Genomic DNA, 14,698 nt, shown 5'->3' on the forward strand with positions numbered 1-14,698 from the left:
CTTGCCCCGCGCCCACACCCCCAAACACATTCGGAATGGGCCGTCTTCAGCGCGTGTCCACGACTCCACCCCTCACCGCGATCACCTCGCCCACCGTGTGGCTCGCGTCCGCGCCGGAGGCCAAGTACGGCCGGGCGGGGCGCCAGGTGGCGACGAGGGCGCCGGCGAGCAGCAGCTCAGCGATGTCACCGCCGTAGTACATGATTTCCGCCGCCCCCCGGACCTCGGCGGCGGGCGCGGGGATGTCGATCCCGAACCCGCCGTACATCAGCTGCGACACCCCGGCGTGGAGGGCGATGGCGCAGCCGAGCCACACCAGGCGGACCCGCACACCGGGCCGTCCGGCGGCGGGGTCGGGACCGGCGATGACGTGGGCGAAGAGGCAGCCGGACAGCAGGAAGTGGGCATGCAGCAGCCAGTGCCCGGGCGGCCAGGTGGTGGTGGCGCGGTAGAGCGGGGTGAAGTAGAGCGCCACGAGGCTGCCGGAGGCCAGCAGCAGTGCGGTGGCCGGGTGGGTCAGGACCCGGACGGGGCGGCTGTGCAGGGCCGTGGTCAGCCGTCGGCCGTGGGTGGCGGGCAGGTTCCGCAGGAGCAGGGTGACGGGGGCGCCGAGGACGAGGGCGAGCGGAGCGTACATGCCGATGAGCATGTGCTGGGCCATGTGGCCGCGGAAGTCGGCGTGGGCGAACGGGGCCAGGGGCGGCAGCAGCGCCACGGCCAGCAGGGTGGCCCCGGTCGCGAAGGAGGCCGACCGCCGCCGGCTCCAGCCCCGCGCCGGGTTGCGGCGCCCGGCCCGATGGGCCAGCCGGAGGTAGCCGCAGACGCACAGGAGCATGGCGATGGCGGGCAGCGCGGCCGCCAGGACGCCGCTGCCCGCACCGTGGCCGGTGTGCGGGTGGCCGCCGCCCATCAGCCGGCCCGTCCGCTCCGCCGGGCGTCCCCGGCTTCGGGGTCGAAGGGCCGCCCGCTCCGCTGGATCCCGTAGCCGGCGACGGCCAGCAGGGCCCCCAGCACCAGGAAGCCGATGTCCCACCACAGCTGCCACGGTCCGCCGTGCACATGGTGGATGCCGAGAAGGTGGTGGTCCAGCACGCCTTCGACCAGGTTGAACATCCCCCAGCCCGCCAGGATCCACCCCCACAGCACCCGGGAGGCCCATACCCGGCGGCGATGACGGGTGACACGGGAGTACAGGACCGCGAGCCCCGTCAGGACGGCGAGCCAGCACACGGTGTGGAAGACGCCGTCCCAGACCGTGTTCATCCGCAGACCGGAGACGGAGTGCGGGCTGTAGTACTTCACTCCGATGTGGTCGTGGTCGGTGCCGCTGAGCATGTGGTGCCACTGGAGGAGCTGGTGCAGCAGGATCCCGTCGACGAATCCTCCGAGCCCGACTCCCAGGACGATCCCCGGCAGTCGCAGTCCGCAGATCCCCTTCCCCTCGGTCGAAGTCCCGTCAGCAGTGGTCGCCATCGGCTGTCTCCGTCCTTCACATGGTGAGCGGATCACCGCAACTGTGCGTTTCCCGCCGCGGACGCCGGTGTCACGCCGCGACGGAAGTTCCCCCTCCTTCGTGTGTCCGTCTTCCCATCGGGCACTCGGCCGGAGCGCGGAGGAAACGCTGAGTCAACTCTCGTGCAGCACTGACGGATCACCGGCGAGGAGACGTGATGAAAGCCCTGACATGGCATGGCGAGGCGGACGTGCGGGTCGACACCGTTCCCGATCCAGTGATCGAGGAGCCGACCGATGTCATCGTCAAGGTGACCACCACCGGGCTGTGCGGCTCCGACCTGCACCTCTACGAGGTCTTCGGCCCCTTCATCGAGGCGGGCGACATCCTGGGCCACGAACCGATGGGCGTCGTGCAGGAGGTCGGTCCCGAAGTCACCGCCGTACGGCCGGGCGACCGGGTCGTGGTGCCCTTCAACGTCTCCTGCGGCACCTGCTTCATGTGCGCCCAGGGGCTGCAGTCGCAGTGCGAGACGACGCAGGTGCACGAGCACGGGAAGGGCGCGTCCCTCTTCGGCTACACCAAGCTCTACGGCCAGGTGCCCGGCGGGCAGGCCGAGTACCTGCGGGTGCCCTTCGGCAACACCCTCCCCATCAAGGTGCCCGACGGCCCGCCGGACGACCGGTTCGTCTACCTCTCCGATGTCCTGCCGACGGCCTGGCAGGCCGTCGAGTACGCCGCCGTGCCGCCGGGTGGGAGCCTCGCCGTCCTGGGGCTGGGCCCCATCGGTGACATGTGCGCCCGCATCGCCGCCCACCGCGGCGTGGACAGGGTGATCGGCGTCGACCTCGTACCGGAGCGCCTGGAACGGGCCCGCGCGCACGGCGTCCACGTGCTCGACCTCAACCAGCACGACGTCGTAGCGGCCGCCCGCGAGCTCACCGGAGGCCGTGGACCCGACTCCGTCATCGACGCGGTGGGCCTGGAAGCCCATGGCACTCCGCTGGCCGCCGGCGCCCAGAAACTGACCGGGCTCCTGCCGGACGCGCTGTCGGCCCCCATGATGAAGCGCTTCGGAGTGGACCGGCTCTCCGCCCTGCACCTGGCGATCGACCTGGTCCGGCGCGGAGGCACCATCTCGCTCTCCGGCGTCTACGGCGGCATGGCGGACCCGATGCCGATGCTGACCCTGTTCGACAAGCAGATCCAGCTGCGCATGGGCCAGGCCAACGTATGGCGCTGGGTCGATGACCTGCTGCCCCTGGTCACCGACGGCGACCCGCTGGGCGTCGAGACCTTCGCCACCCACCGGGTCCCCCTGGACAAGGCGCCGGACGCCTACGACATGTTCCAGAAGAAGCACGACGGCGCGATCAAGGTGCTGTTCACCCCCTGACACCGGACCTGTCCGGCGTCCGCCTCGGCCGCCACCTGGCGGAGGGTCCGCCGCGTACGCACGGACCGGGCCCTCGCCGGGTCGGGGGTACCGTGCCGGGAGCCGCGGGGGTCCAGGCCGGGCAGGCACCCGGCGGCCGTCGCGCTAGTCGGGACGCTGCGGGACCCCCGCGAGTCTGGCGGCCTGTCCAGTGGGCGTGGGGATGGGGCTGATCCATTCGCAGAACAGGATCGTGGCGTCGTCCTCCAGTTCCCCGCCGTGGTGGTCCAGGACGGTGTGGATCACCCGGCGCAGGGTCTCGGGCACCGGCAGGCCCGCCGCGTGGTGGCGGATGAGCAGATCGGTGAAGCGGTCCACCCCGAATTCCCGTTCACCGGGGCGGCGCGCCTCGGTGATGCCATCGGTGTACAGGACGATACGGTCCCCCGGCTCCAGCCGCTCGTGGCACACGGTGGCCTCGGGCCCCAGGCCGATCCCCATGGGCGGCGCGGGCGGACACTCCAGGCAGGCCGAACCGCCCGCCTCCCGGCGGATGACGATCGGCGGCGGATGACCGCGGTTGATCCAGGTCAGAGCGCCACTGCGGGTGTCCAGGCAGCACAGGACACCGGTGACGTAGCGGGCCTGCGGGGACTGGCCGAGCAGCGCGTCGTCCACCGCCCGCCCGATCTCCACCAGCCCGGCCCCCTGCCGGCGCGCGTTGCGGCAGGCGCCCATCGCCAGGGCCACGGCCAGTCCGGCGGTGGTGTCGTGCCCCATGGCATCGAAGATCGCCAGATGTACCAACGGCCCGTCGGTGGCGTACTCATAGGCATCCCCGCTCGCCTGGTACGCGGGCTCCAGGACGCCGGAGATCGCCACCCTGCCGTCCACGAAGGTGCGCTCCGGCATCAGGTTCCACTGCATCTCGGCGGCGATCCCCATCGCCCTGGTCCGTGTCAGGCGCGCGTAGGTGTCGCTGGTGTCCGCCTTACGGACGATCAGCAGGGCCAGCAGCGCGGCCAGCGCCTCCATGTCCTCCGCGGTGTGCGCGTCGTCGGTGTCGACGGTCACCCGCATCACCCCGACCCGCTCGGTGCCGTCCAGCAGCGGCACCCAGCGCCGGAGGGCGGCGTGCGGCATGTCGTCGGCGGTGATCTGCCCCAGCTGGTACGACCGGCCGGCCATGGTCTCCTCGATCGCCAGCTCCTCCGGGGCCTCCGGCTCCGCGGGGGGCGTGGTGAGTCCCGCGCCGGAGAGCCTGCGCAGCACGTGGCCCTGCAGATCGCGCAGATAGATCACCACCTCGGTGAGACCGGCGAGCGCCGCGTATGCGCGGGTTCTGGCGGGCAGCATCTCCAGCGGCATCAAGTGGCTTTCGGCCAGCAGCCCGGCCAGCATTCGCCGCCCCCTGGCGCCCCGGTCACTCAGCGACGAAGACATCGCCGTGGCGCCTCCTCGGTTCCGGTCGTCAGCACAGGACTATCAATACCGCCGCGATGTGCCACGGGATGTCACGACACGAAAGCCGGCCGTGTTCAGGGGGCCAGTCCTTGGCGCTGGAGCGCGACCCACAGCACCGCCGACGCGACCGCCGATGTCACGGTGACCGTCAGCAGCCGCTTCCTCAGCGACCGGTAGCGGTGGGTGTATTCGGCCTTGAGTTCCTCGCTGCGGCTGATGACGGTGCGCAGTATCTCCTTGGCGAGCGCCATGTGCCGGTCGGTGTAGAGGCGCGCGACCTCCGTGTGCTGCGGAGGAGTGAGCCAGGGCATGCGGCGGGCGAACGCCTCGCCCTCCTCGCGGGCCCTGCGCCGGTGGTGGGCGGCCAGCAGCAGGCCCTCGATCTCGACCAGCCCCGCGGCCACCTCCCGGTCGTGGTCCGTCTCCGGGCTCATGGCCTCTCACCCCGGTCGCCCGGAGGGGTGGCGCCCTCCTCCGGTTCGACGATGTCACGCTGATCCGTGTGCCGGGCCTGATCGAGCACGGCGATCGCGGGGTGGTGCAAGTCGAACGCGGGCGAGTCGGACCGGATCCTCGGCAGGGTGGAGAAGTTGTGGCGCGGGGGCGGGCAGGAGGTGGCCCATTCCAGGGACCGGCCGTAGCCCCAGGGGTCGTCCACCGTCACGCGCTGCCCGAAGTTGGCGGTCTTCCAGACGTTGTAGAGGAAGGGCAGCGTCGAGAGACCGAGCAGGAAGGCGCCGATGGTGGAGACGGTGTTGAGCGCCGTGAAGCCGTCCGCGGCCAGGTAGTCGGCGTAGCGGCGGGGCATGCCTTCCGCTCCCAGCCAGTGCTGGACGAGGAAGGTGGTGTGGAAACCGACGAAGAGCGTCCAGAAGTGAATCTTTCCCAGCGGTTCGTCCAGCATGGTGCCGGTCATTTTCGGCCACCAGTAGTAGAAGCCCGCGAAAGTGGCGAAGACAACGGTGCCGAAGACGACGTAATGGAAATGCGCCACCACGAAGTAGCTGTCGGTGACGTGGAAGTCCATGGGAGGGGAGGCGAGGATGACTCCCGTCAAGCCGCCGAAGAGAAAGGTGACCAGGAATCCGATGGACCACAGCATCGGGGTTTCGAAGCTGAGGGACCCTCGCCACATGGTTCCGACCCAGTTGAAGAATTTGACGCCGGTCGGCACGGCGATCAGAAAGGTCACGAAGGAAAAGAACGGCAGCAGCACGGCCCCGGTGGCGAACATGTGATGTGCCCACACCATGATGGACAGACCGGTGATGGCGATGGTCGCGCCGACGAGCCCGGCATATCCGAAGATCGGCTTACGGGAGAACACCGGGATGATTTCGGTGACGATGCCGAAGAACGGCAGAGCGATGATGTAGACCTCGGGGTGCCCGAAGAACCAGAACAGGTGCTGCCACAGAAGCGGTCCCCCGTTCGCCGCCTCGAACACCACCGAGCCGAACCGCCGGTCGGCCTCCAGGACGAGGAGCGCCGCGGCCAGGACGGGGAACGCGAACAGCACTAGCACCGAGGTGAACAGGATGTTCCAGGTGAAGATGGGCAGGCGGAACATGGTCATGCCGGGGGCCCGCATGCACAGGATCGTGGTGACGAAGTTGACCGCACCGAGGATCGTGCCGAACCCCGCCAGCGCCAGTCCCATGATCCAGAGGTCGGCGCCGACGGTCGGTGTCCGTTCCGCGCTGTTGAGGGGGGCGTAGGCGGTCCAGCCGAAGTCCGCGGTCCCCGCGGGAATGAGCAGCATGCTGCTGACCACCATCAGCCCGCCGAAGAGAAACAGCCAGAAGGACAGCATGTTGAGGCGGGGAAAGGCGACGTCCGGGGACCCGATCTGCAGGGGCATGACCGCGTTGGCGAAACCGGCGAAGGTCGGTGTGGCGAACAGCAGCAGCATGACCGTGCCGTGCATGGTGAAAGCCTGATTGTACTGCTCGTTGGAGAGGATCTGAATTCCGGGGCGGGCCAGTTCGGCTCGCATCACAAGGGCGAGCACCCCACCGAACAGAAAGAAGATGAACGAGGAAATCAGATAGAGATGTCCGATCTTCTTATGATCCGTAGTCGTCATCCAGGTGACCAGCACGGTGCCCACCGTGGGTCTCGAAGCGGGCGCCGGGGCCCCGGATTCGATCGCCGTCGCCATGCAATCGCCTTGTCTGTCGGGGGCAGAACGCGCACGCGCCCGCCTTTACGGAGAGGTCAGGCACCTGTGTAGCCCCACCGGGGCCCGGCGCACCTCTCATCAAGCAGCGCGTACGGGTGATCCGTGGGTATCCGTCCGTACGCGCGGTGCCGCCGTCGCGGGGCCATTCGGTGGACGCGACCTCCGCGACCAGTTCGGAACGCGCCCAGTGCGTCCCGGCGCCGATGGGCGGCTCGCCGCGGGTGAAGGAGCTGACAGCCGGGCCCGCCCGGGCGGGAGGAGCGCTTCGAAGCGCCGGTTCGGCGCGTGATTCGATGGACTCCTGCCTTACGGGAGGTCCAGGGCGAGCCATGATCCGACGTGTACTCGCGGCCGTCGTGGGCCTGGCCGCGGTGATGACCGTCCCCTCGGCCGAGCCCACGGTCTCACGGCCCCTGACGGTGGCCACCGACAAGGGCGTGGTCGAGGGCGCCGCGGCGGACGGGGTCGGCCGGTTCCTCGGCATCCCGTACGCCGCGCCACCGGTCGGCAGCCTGCGCTGGCGGCCGCCCGCGGCCGCGTGGCCGGGTGTCCGGTCGGCGGACCGTCCCGGTGCGCGCTGTGAGCAAACGGCGGGCGGCGGCCCGGGCACGAGTGAGGACTGCCTCCACCTCAACGTCTACGCCCCCGAACGGCGCACGGACCACCCGCTGCCGGTGCTGTTCTGGATCCACGGCGGGGGCTTCATGAGCGGTTCGGGCGACCTCTACGACGGCTCGCTGCTCGCGCGGACCAACAACATCGTGGTCGTCACGATCAACTACCGGCTCGGCGTGTTCGGCTTCCTCGACCTGCCCGGGCTGAGCGAGCGGGGTGCGGGCAACTACGGCCTGCTCGACCAGCAGGCGGCGCTGCGCTGGACCCAGCGGAACATCGCCGCGTTCGGTGGGGATCCCGGCCGCGTGACGCTCTCGGGCGAGTCGGCCGGTGGCCAGTCGGTGTGCGCCCTCCTGGCCTCGCCCCCGGCCCGCGGTCTGTTCGACCGCGCCATCATCCAGAGCGGCGGGTGCCCGAGTCTCACGGCCGCGCAGGCCAGAGCGCGGGGCACGAGCTACGCCACCGCCGCGGGCTGCCGTGACTCCGCGACCGCCGTGGCCTGTCTGCGGGCCAAGCGGCCAAAGGAGGTGCTGGCCGCCGGGCGCGACTTCGGTGGCATCCTGAACGGTCCGCTGCCCGTGTCCGGCGTCCCCGAACTGCCGGTCGCGCCGGGCGTCGCGGTGCGCACCGGAAGGTTCGCCGACGTCCCCGTCCTCATCGGCACCAACCGCGACGAGACACGCAAGTGGGCGCTGCCGTTCGCGAACGCGCCCCGGGAGCGGTACGAGCGCGTGGTCAGGCGGCAGTTCGGCCCCCACGCCGACGGGGTGCTCGCCCGCTATCCGTACGGCGCCGGCGGCGGGCCGTACAGCGCGGCGTACGCCCTCGGCGCGGTGTGGACCGACAGCAGCGTGTTCTACGGGATGGGCGGGTGCCAATACCAGCGCCTCGCTGAGCGCTTCGCGTCCCATCAGCCCAGGACCTACTTCTACGAATTCGGCGACCGCGACCCAGCGCCCTCGCGCGGCCCCACTCCCCCGGGCTTCGCACCGGGCGCGGCCCACTCCGCCGAGCTTCCCTACCTGTGGCCCGGCATGGCCGCGAAACCACTGACACCGGAGCAGCGGCGGCTGTCGCGGACGATGCTGCGCTACTGGGGCGCGTTCGTACGCGACGCCGACCCCACGGTGGAAGGGCAGGCGGCGTGGCCGTCGTACCGCGGTGCCACGCTCATGTCGCTGCTGCCCGGCGGCCGCGGCCGGGCCGCCGGCTCCGGGGCGTACGCGGCGCGGCACCGGTGCTCCTTCTGGAACGGGATCGGCTACGACTGGCTCACCACCGATCCGGCTCAGCTCGCGAGCTCACTGCGCGACCGCCGGAAGTGCCCCCCTTACCCGGGAAGTAATCGCCGTGGACGGTCGACGCCGACCAGAATGACGATCTCCGCGTCAGAACACGCGGGTTATCGAACGGAGAGGATCAGCCATGGCGACATCCGCGCCCACGACCACGCGCGATGTGGTCGAGGAGTTGCTGCGCCGGATCGGCGAGGGCGACCCCGAGCACATCGCCGAGCTGTACGCCGAGCGAGGCGACTGGAAGCTGGACTGGCCGGAGGACGAACACGGCCGCACCGCCACCCCGTGGATCCGCCACCGCACCACCCGCGCCGAGGCCGCCGCCCACTACCGCGAGCTCGCCGATCACCATGTGCCCGGGGCGGCGGCCACCGAGATCGAGCGCATCCTCATAGACGGCGACGACGCGGTCGTACTCGGCGAGATCCGCCAAACCGCCCGCCCCACCGGCCGCCCCTACCGCGCACGGTTCGCCCTGCACCTGACGGTCGAACACGGCCTCGTCACCCGGCACCACGTCTACGAGGACAGTCTCGCGGTGGCCCGGGCGTTCGAGGTCTGAACGGCCTCGTCCGGCGCCGACGGCGGGCGCCGGGCGAGGGGTGGCCGATTCCATCAAGTGGCGGCTGGACGAGACGGCCCGGCCACAGCGGACCACCGTGCTGCTGGGCGTGTCCACAGGCGTCCACGCCGGGCGAACGGGTGGCGAGGGGGCCGTTTGATGTCCCGGCCCCCTCGCCCCCGCCGCGTCGGATCCCTATTCCCGCAGGCCGATGGCGTTCACCGGCGCCGTACGCAGCGCCCAGCGGGTGGGCAGCAGGATCGCCAGCGCGCCGATCGCGGCCGTCGCCGCGACGATCCCCAGGTACAGCAGCGGGGGGATGTACGGCACGGGCGATCCGGTCAGCCCGAGGCTGACGGTGACCAGCGGAAGCAGGGGCACCACGCTGCCGATGACCACCGCGGTGATCACCACGATGACCGTCTCCACCCTCATCATGCGCATCACCTGCCGGGCGGGCGCGCCCACGAGCCGGAGCAGGGCGAACTCCCGTACCCGGCTGAGGGTGGCCATCACCAGCGTGTTGGCCACCGAGATGGCCAGGTAGCCGAAGACCAGGGCCAGTGGCAGGGCGCTGGTGAGCACGCTGGACGTCGCCTGGTCCTCCTGGGCGGCCGACAGGCCCGCGTCGTCGAGGACATCGGTTCCGGGGTAGCGCTTGCCGAGGTTTTCCAGCGCCGCCTTGACCTTGTCCTTGTCGGCGTCGGGCGCCGCCTTGACGAACACGGTGTCGTCCAGCCGCCGGTTGCTGTGGTCGAGAACGGTCCGCTGCGGCAGGGTGACGTCGCCGAACCCCAGTCCCCGCTTGTAGACCGCCACCACGACCGGTTTGGCCTCGACACCGTCGGGCAGATGCAGCCGGGCCCGCTCCCCCACGCCCACGCCCAGCGTGCCGGCGGCGCCGGTGCTGAGGGCCACGGTCCCGTCGCGCAGCCGGCTCACGCTGCCGTCGGTCACCTCCAGGTCCATGTTCTTCTCCAGCCCCTTGGGCGTGACCCCCTGGCCCTGGTATTCGAAGATTTCCGGCGAGTCCAGCACCGCACGCGAGGCGGCCAGATCCACCCGGATGACGCCGGTGGCGGCGGCCACCCCGGGCAGCCGGGCCGCGTCCTGAACGGCGGGCATGGGGACGCCGCCCGCCTGGCCGCCCAGGGTGAAGTCGGCCACGATGCCCTGCTCCGCCTGGTCCTGCGCGGCCTCGGCGGTGGTGGTGGGGATGACCAGCTGCACCATCGCGAAGCCGATCGCCAGCGTCAGCGGGCCGATCCCGGCGGCCAGCCGGCGGGCGTTGGCCCGGGTGTTGGCCACCGCCAGCCAGCCGTGCGGGCCGGTGCGCCTGCGGACCGGCCGGGCCAGCAGACGGGTCGACAGGCCCACCACCGGGGGGCTCAGGAGCAGCACCGCGATCACCATCACCAGGCCGCCGGAGCCCGCTCCGGCCACGGCGAAGATGCTGCCGAAGAACAGCGGCAGCAGGGAGGCGGCGGCGCCGAGCAGGAACAGCATCACTCCCGAGAACACCCGCCACCGGCCCAGTTTCGGCTTGTCCACGGCCGCCTCGCCCATGGCCTCCACCGGACGGATGGCCACCGCCTTCCGGGCGACACCGAGGGCCGCCACCTCGGCGGCGACGATTCCGGCGAACACGGCGACCAGCATGGGGAGCGGCCCGTAGGAGAACGTGAAGTCGTCGGGCACCATGCCGATGGTGGTCAGCGCCGCCCGCATCAGCTGGGCGACCAGGATTCCGGGGAAGCAGCCGAGCACCGACGCCACGCCGGAGACGAGTAACGCCTCGGCGGCCATCATCTTGTAGATCTGCCGGGGAGTGGCGGCGACGGCGCGCAGCAGGGCCAGCTCGCGGCGGCGCTGGTGCACGCTGAGCGCCAGGGTGCTGGACACCACGATCATCGCGATGAGGATGACCGTGGCTCCGAGCGAACCGGCCATTTCCTGCAGGTCGCTCCGGGCGGTGGCCACATCCGGGTTCTCGATCTGGCTGCGGTCCGAGCCGGTACGGGTGGTGATCTCCTGCCCGTGCAGCTTGTCCTCGATCCGGTCCTGAAGCTCGCCGGTGTCGGTTCCCGGCGCGGCGATGACCCCAACCGCCCGCACCCGGCCGGGGTCGCCGGACAGCCGCGCCGCGTCGGACTCGGTGAAGAACAGGGGGGCGGAGCGCAGCTCCTCGTCCGTGGACGCGAGCGTGGCCAGGCCCACGACCTTGAACGAGGCGGCGGCCTCGGTGGTCGCCAGCCTCACCCGCTGTCCAGGGGTGATCTTCGCCCGTTCGGCGAGGTGGGCGTCGAGCACGACCTCACCGTCGTGCTCCGGCGCCCGTCCGCCGCTCAGCTCGAAGGGGCCCAGGGCCGCGCTGTCCCAGCCGTGTCCGGTGGACGGCCGCCCGTTGCCGGCCTCCACCAGATCGCCGGAGCCGTCCACCACCTGGGCGGGGAAGCTGACGTCGCCGACGGCCTTGCGGACGCCCGGCACCCGGGCGATCCTCCCCACCAGATCGCGGTCCAGCGCGGCGGGTTCGGCCAGCGGCTTCTCCTTGGTCTTGCCGTCATGGACCTTGAAGGACTGTTTGCCGCTGACGACGACGGCGGCGCCCGCGTAACGCTGGGTCGGGACACCGGACCCGATGCCCGACTGCAGGAGGATGCCGAACGCGGTGACCAGGGCGGACGCACCGACCAGGGCGACGAAGGCGCCGACGAGCCCCGCCTTGCGCTCCCTGAGCGTCATGCGTACGAGTCGGAAGATCACCGGTCACCACTCCCCGAGGCGTGTCATGCGCTCCGCCACGCGCTCGGGGGTCGGGGACTCCATCACCTCGGCGAAGCGGCCGTCGGCGAGGAAGACCACCCGGTGCGCGTGGGAGGCCGCGACGGGGTCGTGGGTGACCATCACCACCGTGTGGCCGGTGGTGTCCACCACGTGCCGCAGGAGCTGGAGGACCTGCCGACCGGTGCGGGTGTCCAGGGCTCCGGTCGGTTCGTCGGCGAAGATGACCTCCGGACGGGTGATCAGGGCCCTGGCGATGGCCACCCGCTGCTGCTGGCCGCCGGACAGCTGGGAGGGCCGGTGGCCCATGCGGTCGGCCAGCCCGACCTGGTGCACGACCTGCTCGAACCAGGCGGGCTCCGGCGACTGCCCGGCGAGCATCATGGGCAGGGTGATGTTCTCCGCCACCGTCAGCGAGGCCAGCAGGTTGTACGCCTGGAAGATGAACCCGACCCGTTCCCGGCGGAGCATCGTCAGCTCGGCCTCGGTCAGCCTCGCCAGGTCCGTGCCGCCCAGCTGCACCGAACCGGAGGTGGGCCGGTCGAGCCCCGCCGCGCAGTGCAGGAAGGTGCTCTTGCCAGCCCCGGAGGGGCCCATGACGGCGGTGAAGCTGCCCCGGTCGAAATCGATGGTCAGATCGCGCAGGGCCGAGACCTGCCCGGCGCCCCGGCCGTAGGTCTTGCTCACGCCCTGCAGCTGGACAGCCCAGCGGCTTGCGGGTCCCGGCATGCCGGTCCCCATGGTCACGTCCCGAGTCCCGCCGCCGGCCGCCCGGCCGGCACCCCCACGTTGAGCCACCGCCGCGTCCCCCTTGGAGAAGAGTTCCTGTGCTGTCCGCACTCACGCTAGAGGCGCGGCGCGCCGCGCGACACGGCGTGCACTGGTAGATAAAAGGTGCAGCTGACTGCCCCTTCTCCGGCGGTACGCGCAGACCCGGCGGTGGGCGGAATTCCGGTGATAAAGTGCGCTCGACCTATGCGAGGGGCGGGGCGGGAGATGACTGTGGATTCCCACAGAACGATCTACATGGGATCCGTCCGCATGATGACCTGGCAGGCCTTCGTGTCCCGGTTCGTCGCGTCCGTACCGTACGTCCTGGTCAGCGGCGGCACCGCGGTGGTCTGCCTGTTCGCTCTCTACGCGCTGCTCTTCGTCCTGGCGCTGAGCCTGCTGGGCCCGGGGCTGCTGCTGTTACCGGCCTCCCTGATGCGATTACGCCGCAGCGCCGACGCCCATCGCCGGCGGGCGGGGGCGGTGCTGGGCACCGAGATCCGGTCGGACTACCGCACACCCAAGGGCGGTGTGCTGATCCGCGCCCACACCATGCTGACCGACCGGGCCACCTACGCCGATCTCCTCTGGCTGCCGCTGCACGCGCTCTTCGGCCTGTTCACCTGTGCTCTGACGCTCAGTCTGTGCGTGGGAGCGGTGAGCTGGATGACCACCCCGCTGTGGTGGGCCCTGGTCCCGAAGGCGCAGTTCCTCTTCTGGGAGATCAACTCCTGGGCGGATTCCCTGGGCGCGGTGATCGTCGGCCTGGCCTACGCCGCGCTGGCCGCGTTCATCGTTCCGTCGCTGGCGCGGTCCCACGCGCGGATGACCCGGTTCATGCTCAAGGCACGGCGCCGGAAGGTGACGCTCGCCCGGCGGATCGAGGAGCTGACCGCGTCACGCGCCGAAGCGCTCGACGCCCATGCCGCCGAGTTGCGCCGCATCGAGCGCGATCTGCACGACGGAGCACAGGCCGGGCTGGTGAGCATCTCGCTGCGGCTGGGCCTGATCAAACAGGCGGTGGCACAGCGGCCGGAACAGCTGCCGGAAATGATCGACCGCACCCACGAGCTGGCCGAGCAGGCCCTGACCCAGCTGCGTCAGGCCGTGCGCGCCATCTACCCGCCGATCCTCGTCGACCGCGGGCTGGCCGAGGCGGTGCGGTCGCTCGTTGCCGCCTGCCAGGTGCCCACCGAGCTGGACGTCGACATGGCCGCGGTGGGCGGCCGCGCTCCGGTCGCCGTCGAGTCCGCCGCGTACTTCGTGATTTCCGAAGCCCTGACGAACGTCGCCAAACACAGCGGCGCCGACCAGGCCCAGGTCCGGCTGCACACCACGGGGAACAGCATCCTGATCACCGTGTGGGACAACGGCCGGGGCGGTGTGTCGGAGGACGCCGGAAGCGGGATCCGGGGCATCAGGCGCCGCGTCGCGGCGTTCGACGGGACCACCGAGCTGACCAGCCCCGAGAAGGGGCCGACCACCCTTCGAGTGGAGCTGCCGTGCGGATCGTGATCGCCGAGGACAACACCCTGCTGAGGGAGGGGCTTTCGCTGCTGCTGACCAACGCCGGGCATGAGATCTGCGCGATGGTGGCGGACGGCGACAGCCTGCTGCCCACGCTGCTGGAACACCGCCCGGACATCGCCGTCCTGGACGTCCGGCTGCCGCCGACCTTCCGGGACGAGGGGTTGCGGGCCGCGATGGCCGCCCGGGCGGAGATCCCCGGTCTGCCGGTGCTGGTGCTGTCCCAGTACGTCGAGCAGGCGTACGCGTCCAAGCTGCTCGCCCAGGGCGCCTCCGGGGTGGGGTATCTCCTGAAGGACCGGGTCGGCCGCATCGAGGAGTTCCTCCAGGCGCTGGACCGGGTCGCGGACGGCGGTGTGGCGATGGACCCCGAGGCAATCTCGCAGCTCATGGTCCGCAGGACGCGCAACGATCCGCTGGCCGCCCTCAGCGCGCGGGAGCGCGAGGTGCTGTCGCTGATGGCCGAGGGGCATGGCAACACCGCCATCGGAGAGCTGCTGTTCATCGCCGAGACCTCGGTGAACAAGCACATCGGGAACATCTTCAGCAAGCTCGGCCTGCCCACCACCGACGGCGGCCACCGGCGGGTGCGCGCCGTGCTCACCTACCTCAACGCCAGCAACGCGTGATGCGAGGGGTGTGACCGGCGGTCGCCGGTCACACCCCG

The 14,698-nt window shown here is 71.0% G+C and carries 11 protein-coding genes and 1 pseudogene; 5 read left to right on the forward strand and 7 right to left on the reverse strand.

Annotated features, from left to right (window positions below; genetic code table 11):
* Positions 1 to 46: 46 nt before the first annotated feature.
* Positions 47 to 910, reverse strand: coding sequence for a cytochrome c oxidase assembly protein (locus ASC60_RS33570; RefSeq protein WP_055557484.1), 864 nt, complete (start codon positions 908 to 910; stop codon positions 47 to 49).
* Entirely contained in the window at positions 910 to 1,473 is a 564-nt protein-coding gene (locus ASC60_RS33575) for a DUF2243 domain-containing protein (RefSeq protein WP_055557485.1), read from the reverse strand. Before ASC60_RS33575 ends, ASC60_RS33570 begins: the two co-directional genes overlap by 1 nt.
* A 197-nt stretch (positions 1,474 to 1,670) precedes the next feature.
* Between ASC60_RS33575 and ASC60_RS33580 the strand changes: the two genes are divergently transcribed.
* Complete coding sequence (locus ASC60_RS33580) at positions 1,671 to 2,849, forward strand: zinc-dependent alcohol dehydrogenase (RefSeq protein WP_055557486.1); 1,179 nt, start codon at positions 1,671 to 1,673, stop codon at positions 2,847 to 2,849.
* Between the two features lie 144 nt (positions 2,850 to 2,993).
* On the opposite strand, the gene ASC60_RS33585 is transcribed toward ASC60_RS33580, so the two are convergent.
* The 3 genes from ASC60_RS33585 to ctaD all read right to left on the reverse strand — a co-directional run bounded on the left by ASC60_RS33585 (position 2,994) and on the right by ctaD (position 6,453).
* Entirely contained in the window at positions 2,994 to 4,271 is a 1,278-nt protein-coding gene (locus ASC60_RS33585) for a PP2C family protein-serine/threonine phosphatase (RefSeq protein ID WP_055557487.1), read from the reverse strand.
* A gap of 95 nt (positions 4,272 to 4,366) precedes the next feature.
* Complete coding sequence (locus ASC60_RS33590) at positions 4,367 to 4,726, reverse strand: hypothetical protein (protein WP_055557488.1); 360 nt, start codon at positions 4,724 to 4,726, stop codon at positions 4,367 to 4,369.
* Positions 4,723 to 6,453, reverse strand: coding sequence for a cytochrome c oxidase subunit I (gene ctaD, locus ASC60_RS33595; RefSeq protein WP_199831121.1), 1,731 nt, complete (start codon positions 6,451 to 6,453; stop codon positions 4,723 to 4,725). Before ctaD ends, ASC60_RS33590 begins: the two co-directional genes overlap by 4 nt.
* 395 nt (positions 6,454 to 6,848) lie before the next feature.
* On the opposite strand from ctaD, the pseudogene ASC60_RS40135 reads away from it, so the two are divergent.
* Positions 6,849 to 8,240 (forward strand): annotated as a pseudogene (locus ASC60_RS40135) (carboxylesterase/lipase family protein); the annotation flags it as partial.
* Between the two features lie 274 nt (positions 8,241 to 8,514).
* The gene (locus tag ASC60_RS33600; RefSeq protein ID WP_055557489.1) at positions 8,515 to 8,949 is read left to right on the forward strand and encodes a nuclear transport factor 2 family protein; all 435 of its coding nucleotides are present in this window, start codon (positions 8,515 to 8,517) and stop codon (positions 8,947 to 8,949) included.
* Positions 8,950 to 9,144: 195 nt separating this feature from the next.
* On the opposite strand, the gene ASC60_RS33605 is transcribed toward ASC60_RS33600, so the two are convergent.
* A complete protein-coding gene (locus ASC60_RS33605) occupies positions 9,145 to 11,715 on the reverse strand; it encodes an ABC transporter permease (protein WP_055557490.1) in 2,571 nt (856 codons plus the stop codon).
* Between the two features lie 3 nt (positions 11,716 to 11,718).
* Positions 11,719 to 12,462 carry an ABC transporter ATP-binding protein gene (locus ASC60_RS33610; protein ID WP_234357239.1) on the reverse strand — a complete coding sequence of 248 codons (744 nt, stop codon included), beginning with the start codon at positions 12,460 to 12,462 and terminating at the stop codon, positions 11,719 to 11,721.
* Between the two features lie 273 nt (positions 12,463 to 12,735).
* Here ASC60_RS33610 and ASC60_RS33615 point away from each other — a divergent pair, with 273 nt between their 5' ends.
* Both ASC60_RS33615 and ASC60_RS33620 read left to right on the forward strand, forming a co-directional pair.
* Positions 12,736 to 14,019 carry a sensor histidine kinase gene (locus ASC60_RS33615; RefSeq protein ID WP_234357240.1) on the forward strand — a complete coding sequence of 428 codons (1,284 nt, stop codon included), beginning with the start codon at positions 12,736 to 12,738 and terminating at the stop codon, positions 14,017 to 14,019.
* A complete protein-coding gene (locus ASC60_RS33620; protein ID WP_055557493.1) occupies positions 14,007 to 14,660 on the forward strand; it encodes a response regulator transcription factor in 654 nt (217 codons plus the stop codon). The genes ASC60_RS33615 and ASC60_RS33620 overlap by 13 nt, the downstream gene beginning before the upstream one ends.
* Positions 14,661 to 14,698: the final 38 nt, after the last annotated feature.

The sequence above is a fragment of the Streptomyces sp. NBRC 110028 genome (assembly GCF_001417735.1).
In the GTDB taxonomy this organism is placed as follows: Bacteria; Actinomycetota; Actinomycetes; order Streptomycetales; family Streptomycetaceae; genus Streptomyces.

Excerpts from the sequence above, each read along its gene's own strand:
- ASC60_RS33570 (WP_055557484.1), bottom strand. The coding sequence starts at position 910 with ATGGGCGGCGGCCACCCGCACACCGGCCACGGTGCGGGCAGCGGCGTC.
- ASC60_RS33575 (WP_055557485.1), bottom strand. The coding sequence starts at position 1,473 with ATGGCGACCACTGCTGACGGGACTTCGACCGAGGGGAAGGGGATCTGC.
- ASC60_RS33580 (WP_055557486.1), top strand. The coding sequence starts at position 1,671 with ATGAAAGCCCTGACATGGCATGGCGAGGCGGACGTGCGGGTCGACACC.
- ASC60_RS33585 (WP_055557487.1), bottom strand. The coding sequence starts at position 4,271 with ATGTCTTCGTCGCTGAGTGACCGGGGCGCCAGGGGGCGGCGAATGCTG.
- ASC60_RS33590 (WP_055557488.1), bottom strand. The coding sequence starts at position 4,726 with ATGAGCCCGGAGACGGACCACGACCGGGAGGTGGCCGCGGGGCTGGTC.
- ctaD (WP_199831121.1), bottom strand. The coding sequence starts at position 6,453 with ATGGCGACGGCGATCGAATCCGGGGCCCCGGCGCCCGCTTCGAGACCC.
- ASC60_RS33600 (WP_055557489.1), top strand. The coding sequence starts at position 8,515 with ATGGCGACATCCGCGCCCACGACCACGCGCGATGTGGTCGAGGAGTTG.
- ASC60_RS33610 (WP_234357239.1), bottom strand. The coding sequence starts at position 12,462 with ATGCCGGGACCCGCAAGCCGCTGGGCTGTCCAGCTGCAGGGCGTGAGC.